15 protein-coding genes are annotated in these 6277 nt (G+C 45.5%); 1 reads left to right on the top strand and 14 read right to left on the bottom strand.

All coding sequences use genetic code 11. The features are described 5' to 3' along the window. Positions 1–8 precede the first annotated feature (8 nt). From YWE_RS0118375 to YWE_RS0118425, 10 genes are all read right to left on the bottom strand, one after another. On the bottom strand, positions 9–482 hold the full coding sequence (locus YWE_RS0118375) for a phage terminase small subunit P27 family (protein ID WP_029095851.1): 474 nt from the start codon (positions 480–482) through the stop codon (positions 9–11). Positions 483–673: 191 nt separating this feature from the next. After that, the gene (locus tag YWE_RS31115) at positions 674–850 is read right to left on the bottom strand and encodes a hypothetical protein (RefSeq protein WP_166793055.1); all 177 of its coding nucleotides are present in this window, start codon (positions 848–850) and stop codon (positions 674–676) included. Further along, positions 847–1197, bottom strand: a complete 351-nt coding sequence (locus tag YWE_RS0118385; RefSeq protein ID WP_029095852.1) for an HNH endonuclease — start codon at positions 1195–1197, stop codon at positions 847–849. The genes YWE_RS31115 and YWE_RS0118385 overlap by 4 nt, the downstream gene beginning before the upstream one ends. Before the next feature lie 9 nt (positions 1198–1206). Then, complete coding sequence (locus YWE_RS0118390; protein ID WP_029095853.1) at positions 1207–1839, bottom strand: hypothetical protein; 633 nt, start codon at positions 1837–1839, stop codon at positions 1207–1209. After that, the gene (locus YWE_RS0118395) at positions 1839–2144 is read right to left on the bottom strand and encodes a hypothetical protein (protein WP_029095854.1); all 306 of its coding nucleotides are present in this window, start codon (positions 2142–2144) and stop codon (positions 1839–1841) included. The genes YWE_RS0118390 and YWE_RS0118395 overlap by 1 nt, the downstream gene beginning before the upstream one ends. Positions 2145–2440: 296 nt before the next feature. Next, positions 2441–2620, bottom strand: a complete 180-nt coding sequence (locus YWE_RS0118400; protein WP_029095855.1) for a hypothetical protein — start codon at positions 2618–2620, stop codon at positions 2441–2443. Between the two features lie 173 nt (positions 2621–2793). Then, the gene (lysC, locus tag YWE_RS31120) at positions 2794–3096 is read right to left on the bottom strand and encodes an Rz1-like lysis system protein LysC (protein ID WP_166792918.1); all 303 of its coding nucleotides are present in this window, start codon (positions 3094–3096) and stop codon (positions 2794–2796) included. A gap of 222 nt (positions 3097–3318) precedes the next feature. After that, positions 3319–3726 carry a M15 family metallopeptidase gene (locus tag YWE_RS0118415; RefSeq protein WP_029095856.1) on the bottom strand — a complete coding sequence of 136 codons (408 nt, stop codon included), beginning with the start codon at positions 3724–3726 and terminating at the stop codon, positions 3319–3321. Next, positions 3719–4000: a phage holin family protein gene (locus YWE_RS0118420; RefSeq protein ID WP_036016487.1), complete on the bottom strand. Its 282-nt coding sequence runs from the start codon at positions 3998–4000 to the stop codon at positions 3719–3721. Before YWE_RS0118420 ends, YWE_RS0118415 begins: the two co-directional genes overlap by 8 nt. Continuing rightward, positions 3997–4392 carry a putative holin gene (locus YWE_RS0118425; protein WP_029095858.1) on the bottom strand — a complete coding sequence of 132 codons (396 nt, stop codon included), beginning with the start codon at positions 4390–4392 and terminating at the stop codon, positions 3997–3999. Before YWE_RS0118425 ends, YWE_RS0118420 begins: the two co-directional genes overlap by 4 nt. Before the next feature lie 98 nt (positions 4393–4490). On the opposite strand from YWE_RS0118425, the gene YWE_RS29790 reads away from it, so the two are divergent. Continuing rightward, entirely contained in the window at positions 4491–4760 is a 270-nt protein-coding gene (locus tag YWE_RS29790) for a DUF1883 domain-containing protein (RefSeq protein ID WP_071605897.1), read from the top strand. Here YWE_RS29790 and YWE_RS0118430 read toward each other — a convergent pair. The 4 genes from YWE_RS0118430 to YWE_RS29795 all read right to left on the bottom strand — a co-directional run bounded on the left by YWE_RS0118430 (position 4707) and on the right by YWE_RS29795 (position 6260). Beyond that, the gene (locus YWE_RS0118430; RefSeq protein ID WP_248595865.1) at positions 4707–4958 is read right to left on the bottom strand and encodes an Rrf2 family transcriptional regulator; all 252 of its coding nucleotides are present in this window, start codon (positions 4956–4958) and stop codon (positions 4707–4709) included. The two genes, YWE_RS29790 and YWE_RS0118430, sit on opposite strands and share 54 nt — an antisense overlap. A gap of 128 nt (positions 4959–5086) precedes the next feature. After that, positions 5087–5416 (bottom strand): type II toxin-antitoxin system RelE/ParE family toxin, encoded by a 330-nt coding sequence (locus YWE_RS0118435; protein WP_029095860.1) that lies wholly within the window; start codon positions 5414–5416, stop codon positions 5087–5089. After that, entirely contained in the window at positions 5385–5621 is a 237-nt protein-coding gene (locus YWE_RS0118440) for a ParD-like family protein (protein WP_029095861.1), read from the bottom strand. Before YWE_RS0118440 ends, YWE_RS0118435 begins: the two co-directional genes overlap by 32 nt. A 435-nt stretch (positions 5622–6056) precedes the next feature. Further along, positions 6057–6260: an antitermination protein Q gene (locus YWE_RS29795; RefSeq protein ID WP_282705584.1), complete on the bottom strand. Its 204-nt coding sequence runs from the start codon at positions 6258–6260 to the stop codon at positions 6057–6059. Between the last annotated feature and the right edge of the window lie 17 nt (positions 6261–6277).

Genomic DNA, 6277 nt, shown 5'->3' on the forward strand with positions numbered 1-6277 from the left:
GCTGCATTTTATTTCCGTTTATTGAGAAATGCCTCTAATGGGTCGGCAGTTTCGGCACCTTTGGCGTTAACTTTAGACCGGCTGGCAGGAGTCATGCCAAATTCAGCCTGCATTTTACAAATACGCTTCCATGCATCAGCCATCATTGCTACCTGAGGGTGAGGTCTAATCATGACACTGCCGTCTGATGACGTTGTTTTATACGAGTCGCCCTCTTGATCAATAACATCACGATGGCGACGCCACTCAACGTAGGCTCCTACTAGAAGCTCTAGCGCCATACCGTCAATAACAGTAAGTACGCCCATTGAGTTGAGGCGCTCGCTAATAATTTTGAACCAGTATTTTTCCTGCTTATTAAAATGCTTTGGTGTTGGGGGTACCCCTACGGCCGGTTTTGGCTCATCTTTATTGATTGACCTCTTTGATGGGTTCCCCTTCACTAAACGCAGGTGTGTCGGGGTTCTCGGTGGTCCAGACATAATCGAAAACTCCTATTAATTGCCACATGGGGATACCCTAAAAAAGGTTTCTAACCTGCGGCGATACAGAAAAGGCTAAGGCGGCGGTCCTATAGGGTGAAAGTGGCAGGGATTTGATCCCCCCCTCCCCGCATATGATAATTATTCTCATTTATTTATTAATGAAAATATATCATTTAAAAATCAGATAGCTACAAGCATTGAAGCCGAGCACCTACGAAACCAAGTGCAATTGTTGCCTCAGTGCTATTGTCTGCTAACATTAAATCAAGCTGATCAATGTAGGCGTTAACAATGCTGCGCTGCTCTTCCGATAACTCTGCTATTAGACCTTTGAACATCAATACTGTTTGCTCTTCTTCAGTCATACAATCCTCTCTTTAGCTGTCTTAGCCCGGTGACAGGGCCAGCACAATAGCTCTAAGTTTGATGGGTCATCCGTGCCGCCGTGAGCCTTTGCTTTGATATGGTCAACGGTGGTACCTGATACCGCACGACCATTGCGTAAGCATTGCTGGCACAATCCTTTATCTCGGGTCTTAATCATTGGCCTGAGCTTATCCCATAGCGTGCCGTACCCGCGTTCGTGTCGCGTCTTGCCCTGTTGGTGTTGCTCCCAGCCGGTATTGATATGGTCAGGACAATAGCCAGACCGGTCGATAGTTGTCTTACCGCAGCCGTGTTTGCGGCATGCGCGCGGGATACGTGCTGCCATAGTGATACCTCAGTTATATAGCGCAGCGTTGATGTATACCGCACTTCCCCACATCGTTTCTGGTGCGGGGTTCATGGTTGGAACAATAGAAATGGGTATAGCGCTAATCTTGCCGCCCAACGCAACAGGAACAACAAAGGCATCAGCTGGCTGCTGGCCCACATACATTCGTTGAAGCCCACACACTGCCGCAAGAACAGCAACGCTGCTAAATGAAGTTGATGCCCAATTGCCAAAGCCGGGAGCCATTTGATATATCTGCACCGGAATGCAGTTAGCGTTATATGTCTCAACGCCGGCTGAATTAAAATATTGAATCCCATATCGGGAAGTTGGGACAACGACATTAGCAAAGACATAAATCTTTACTGATATGTTTGGATTACCTCTTACGTTCACCTGCCATACGCCATTGGCCTGACTCATATATGTCAGTACAGCGAATCGCCCCGGCATCGGGTCACTTAAACACTGAGTAAAGGCTATACATGCGCGGCTGGTCGGAACACTCGTATTGATAGTTTTAATGGTTGTTGCATTAAAACCGCTAACAGTTGTATTGAACTGGTAGATGAGCGGCATCACATCGGGAGTCATCCATACCCGCCCATCAGATGAAAGTATTTCGCTGCCATACGCCATCAGATAGACTCCTGAGCAATAAAGAACACGCCACCATACTGGCGCGTAACAATTGTGACAGTTGCCCCGCTGATTGTTATTTGCGGCTTTGACATATTGTTTAGATTTATAAATGAGTTGGCAGAAATAACAGACAATTTAAATCGACTGCGATCAACTTCTGGATAAGTTTTAGACCACGTCACCGTATTTGTGTTTGTACTATTAAAGACTTGAACATAATCGATGTAGTAGATCGGCTTTATCATATCCACATAACAAATGCCGTTGCTGTGTGTTATCTCAGGCCCATAGCGTTGAGCCATATTGCATACCTCTAAATAAGAATGCCGCCAACCATAATAGTCAGGGTGACCGGATAGGGATGGCTGGTAGCATTGTGTAAGTAATCAGCAGCACACTATTACAATGCGCTCTTGATTACCCCACCAAGGGGTGACCATTACCTTTCTTCTACCACCGCAGGTAATGCGGACATGCGCCTTAATAACAAAGGCGGTATGAGTCGTTTTTGAGGCAGCCTGTACGCTCGGTGGGGCATAACTACCACGTCATAGCTAATACAGACGAACGGCGACAACTCAGCGCTTAGAGCTATTGCTTATTCAGGGCCTGGCGGCGTCTTGGATTCACCAGCAATTCTCTTTATATGAGCCACTGCATTAAGCACATGGTCAGCACTCATCCGGTTCTTTCGCATGAACTCATCAAGCAGGTTGATATGCTGTAGCGCTTGAGACTGGTTAGGGGTTGGTACATTGAGTGCTCGATGTTCTGGCATATTTACCTCACTTTCCTTCAGACGTAAAAAAGGCCACCGAAGTGACCATTTGGAATATTGTGCTGTAAAGTCTTTATTCACCACCGGAGCGAATCAAAACTAATTCTGCGATATCGATATTTAGCAGCAGATTATCATTATCAAGCCCGCTCAGCGAGTAGGCTTTGTAATGACTATTGCTTACGCTTTGCTACCTGCCGCCACTTGATAACAGCATCCAGACGACCAGAGCAAATCCGAAGCTCACGCTTTAACGCTACGATGTACTCAGTTGCTTCCCCCCACGTTTCACCGAAGAACTGCGGCTCTTCGCACTCAACTAACGCAGACTCTGGCGGCATCGGGATTATTAGCTCGGGGAGTGGTGGCTCATTACTCGCGCAGGATGCTAATGATAGAATCAGGCATACGCTCCCCAGCACACCGATTACTCTTCGCCGCTTGCCTGAGTCGCTGCAAACTACTGTCGCTTTCATCCCTTAACCTCTTCTCGTTAGCAAGCTGGCTAGCTGATATAGCCCTGTTCGTTTCGTCGATATACGTCTGAACAGAGATAAGCATCGTTGAGACACCGAGCTTAGCTGTTAGTGATTGCTCTCGCAGTTCGCCAGCTTTGTTGTCTCGATACATGCTATAGCTGTAAAAAATGAGCGCAAAAAAAGCCGCTAATGCAGCGATCGGAAGTATTACGCGCCAGCTCATGTTGATATCTCGAAGTGAGGGCTATCCGTTTCTCCCTTCTCTTGAATGCCGTTGCCGTTCCAATCTGCACCCCAAATAATTTTTACACCCAATTCATTGGCGGCTTGGAACATCGCTTTAGACACGGCTTTAAAAGAAGATAAGTTATCCCAGCCAGTTACCGGCAATAAATCAACAGCATTGCCATCGATATGCTTGGATTTCATTGTCCAAGTAACAATCTTGCCTGGTGCTGTTCTTCCTTGAGCGTATAACTGCTCTTGCCGTGCTAACGTTCGCACCCCTTCAATCACAGTGAAATCAACACTAGTAATCTCAAGAGCGCGACGCACCACCTTCACCAGGTTAGCGTTAACACCTTTGAGGTTATTCTCACTACGCTGGCTAAATTTAAAGTTATTCATTTTTGCCATTCCCTCTAAACATTCGGGCCATATTGCCCTTAACTGCAAATACGGCGACACACAGCGTCACGTTTAATACCGTTTCTGATATGTCGTGGATAGGGTAATCACCAAAGAAAAAGCGAATAGGTACCGAAGCGGTGGCCACTACAATTAAATAGGCGACAACAGCAATCAGCGGGCGGTGTTGCTCACCTTTTCGGCTGAAAGTCATTAAGCGTAAAGCAATCAACCCGCAGGCAATCGCATTAACCCAAGGTAGGATGTTATTCATTTTGGCCCCTTGAATTTATCAGCAATTTTGTCGATTAATCGCTCAAAAAAGCTAGTAGGGTTACCGGCCTGATTGCTCAGAGCCATTAACAAGCGAACAGCAATAGCAGAGGATACAGTTGCCCCCAATGGAAGCGCAGCGGTAACGTTCTCAGGGGTGAGTGCTGTAATCATCGATGCAACAAAATCAGCAGATAAGATACCGGCAATCATCGATACCACGAACAGTAGCGCTTTTACCGAGTTCGTAAAATCATTCGATAAAACAACAAATAAAACTGAGCCAGCGAAAGCGCCGATTACTACACCTGCATCAACGCCGGCAAAAAGCCCCGTGAGTGACACACCGGTTAATAATACTGTTGCGCCGCCCGTGGTTAAGGGTTCCGACATTGATATAACTCCGTGGTGGTTTAAGAATAGGGATATAACCCTTGTTAAATTAAGGTTATTAACTAATATTTGAGTACTTATTAAACAAAGGAGGTGTTATGAATCACTTACATAAGCGATTTAATCTTAATGCGGGAGATACCGTTAAGGTTGATTGCTCCCATCAGTGCAACGTTCTGTTGCTTACTGATACTAATTACCGGATATACAGTCAGGGCGGACGATTTACTCATCACGGAGGGGGTGGCTTTTTCAAAAGACTACCAGCCCTATTAACCGTTCCGCATAGTGGAGGCTGGAATGTAGTTCTAGACCTAGGTGGTGGAAGCGCTAATATCCGACACTCCATCACGATTATCCCAAGCTAAACTCTCACCTTTAGCCTGAAACAAAGCATCCTCAAGGGCGGATATGATTTTTTCCTGCGTACCGTCCTTTATATAGCCAGTACACGCCATCCCGTCTTTAGATTCGTTATCGCGAAACCAGATAGTATGACCGCCGTCTTCGATGATAATTTTCATTGCTATGCCCTTAAAGTAGAAATAGCCCGCAGCCGTAGTCATTACTGTGCAGTAATGTGTGGAGTGTGATTGACGTTGGCTGAAGGCTAAATATGCAAAAACCCGCACGATGGCGAGGTTTAAAATTTGGGGTATAAAAAAGCCCCAGTGTTTAAGTTGGGGCTTAGTCGTTATTTTATCAGCTTCAAATCAGCCTTTCGGTGATTCTTTTGAGACTGATAAAAGTTCTCATGTGATTCTAGACTCAGAAGGTATAACTCAATCTTATTCTCTACCCAGCTATAGCCAAGTAGTGTTAACTGATTATTGAGCTTAAACTTATGAACCCTTAGATAACTAAGGTCACCCTTCTTTTGTTCACCCAGTTCTGGGTTATCCAAAATCCGGTCAATCTCGTTCTCTACTATTTGCAACAACTGCTCAGGAAGCTTACCTAACACCTTTTCAAAGCGGTTAGATTGATAAACCTCAATCTCCTGACCTTGGAGTCCGTCGGACATATCGACTTACCTTTTGGTTATCGACTTCGCCTTTTGCCAGCAGAGTTTCAAGAATAAAGCTATACGGCAAATCTGGATTATCTTCAGCTATACGGCCTATCTTAGCCCAATGCTCAATTTGCTTAGGTACACTTCGACTTGAAGCCTCAGCATGAATCTTGACATCAGTAACAAAGTCATCATCTAAACGGATGCTTGTCGCCATAAATTCCCCCTACTGCATTTGATGTACTGCATTCCCATAACAGAGAATGCCACATTAAGATGCGGTTAGCAACAAATTGTCGCAAATAAATTATTATTAAGCTGAACCAAAAAACCACCTGAGCTAACATAAATCAACTACTGCATTTTTTGCAGCAGTTCAAATTGGCGGAAGATTGAGGAGTTGACCCCCTACCGTTTCCAGTCCATCCGGGTTCAAGCCGGATTGTGTACCTCTGCGCGGAATCTTCCAAATAAAAAACCACCCGAAGGTGGCATGTATACAAGTGTGGAGAGAACAGTGCAGTTTCCGTATACAAATAAAAACCCCACCATTTCTGGCAGGGCTTAAAAATGTGTTAGTGGTGTATAGCTAGAAATTCCCACTATTTAAGGAATCTACGCCACATCCGGACAAAATGCAAGTCTGTGATAATCATTTCGTTACTTTCTGAAATTCGTCCGCCGCTACCCCTTCCTCTATGTCGCACTTAGTTACTAACAGGTCATAAAGCGGTTTCCAATTCCTGCGCCACGTCCTTTCATTCAGTTCTGNTAGTAGCGCGGTGATAGCTCTATAAGCGACCGATGATGGCATCCGGCTATAGCCCTTTCCTCCGCAGCGCTCACAACCCTTAATGACGGGTGCGCCAGTGG

The sequence above is a fragment of the Budvicia aquatica DSM 5075 = ATCC 35567 genome (genome assembly GCF_000427805.1).
Classification (GTDB): Bacteria; Pseudomonadota; Gammaproteobacteria; order Enterobacterales; family Enterobacteriaceae; genus Budvicia; species Budvicia aquatica.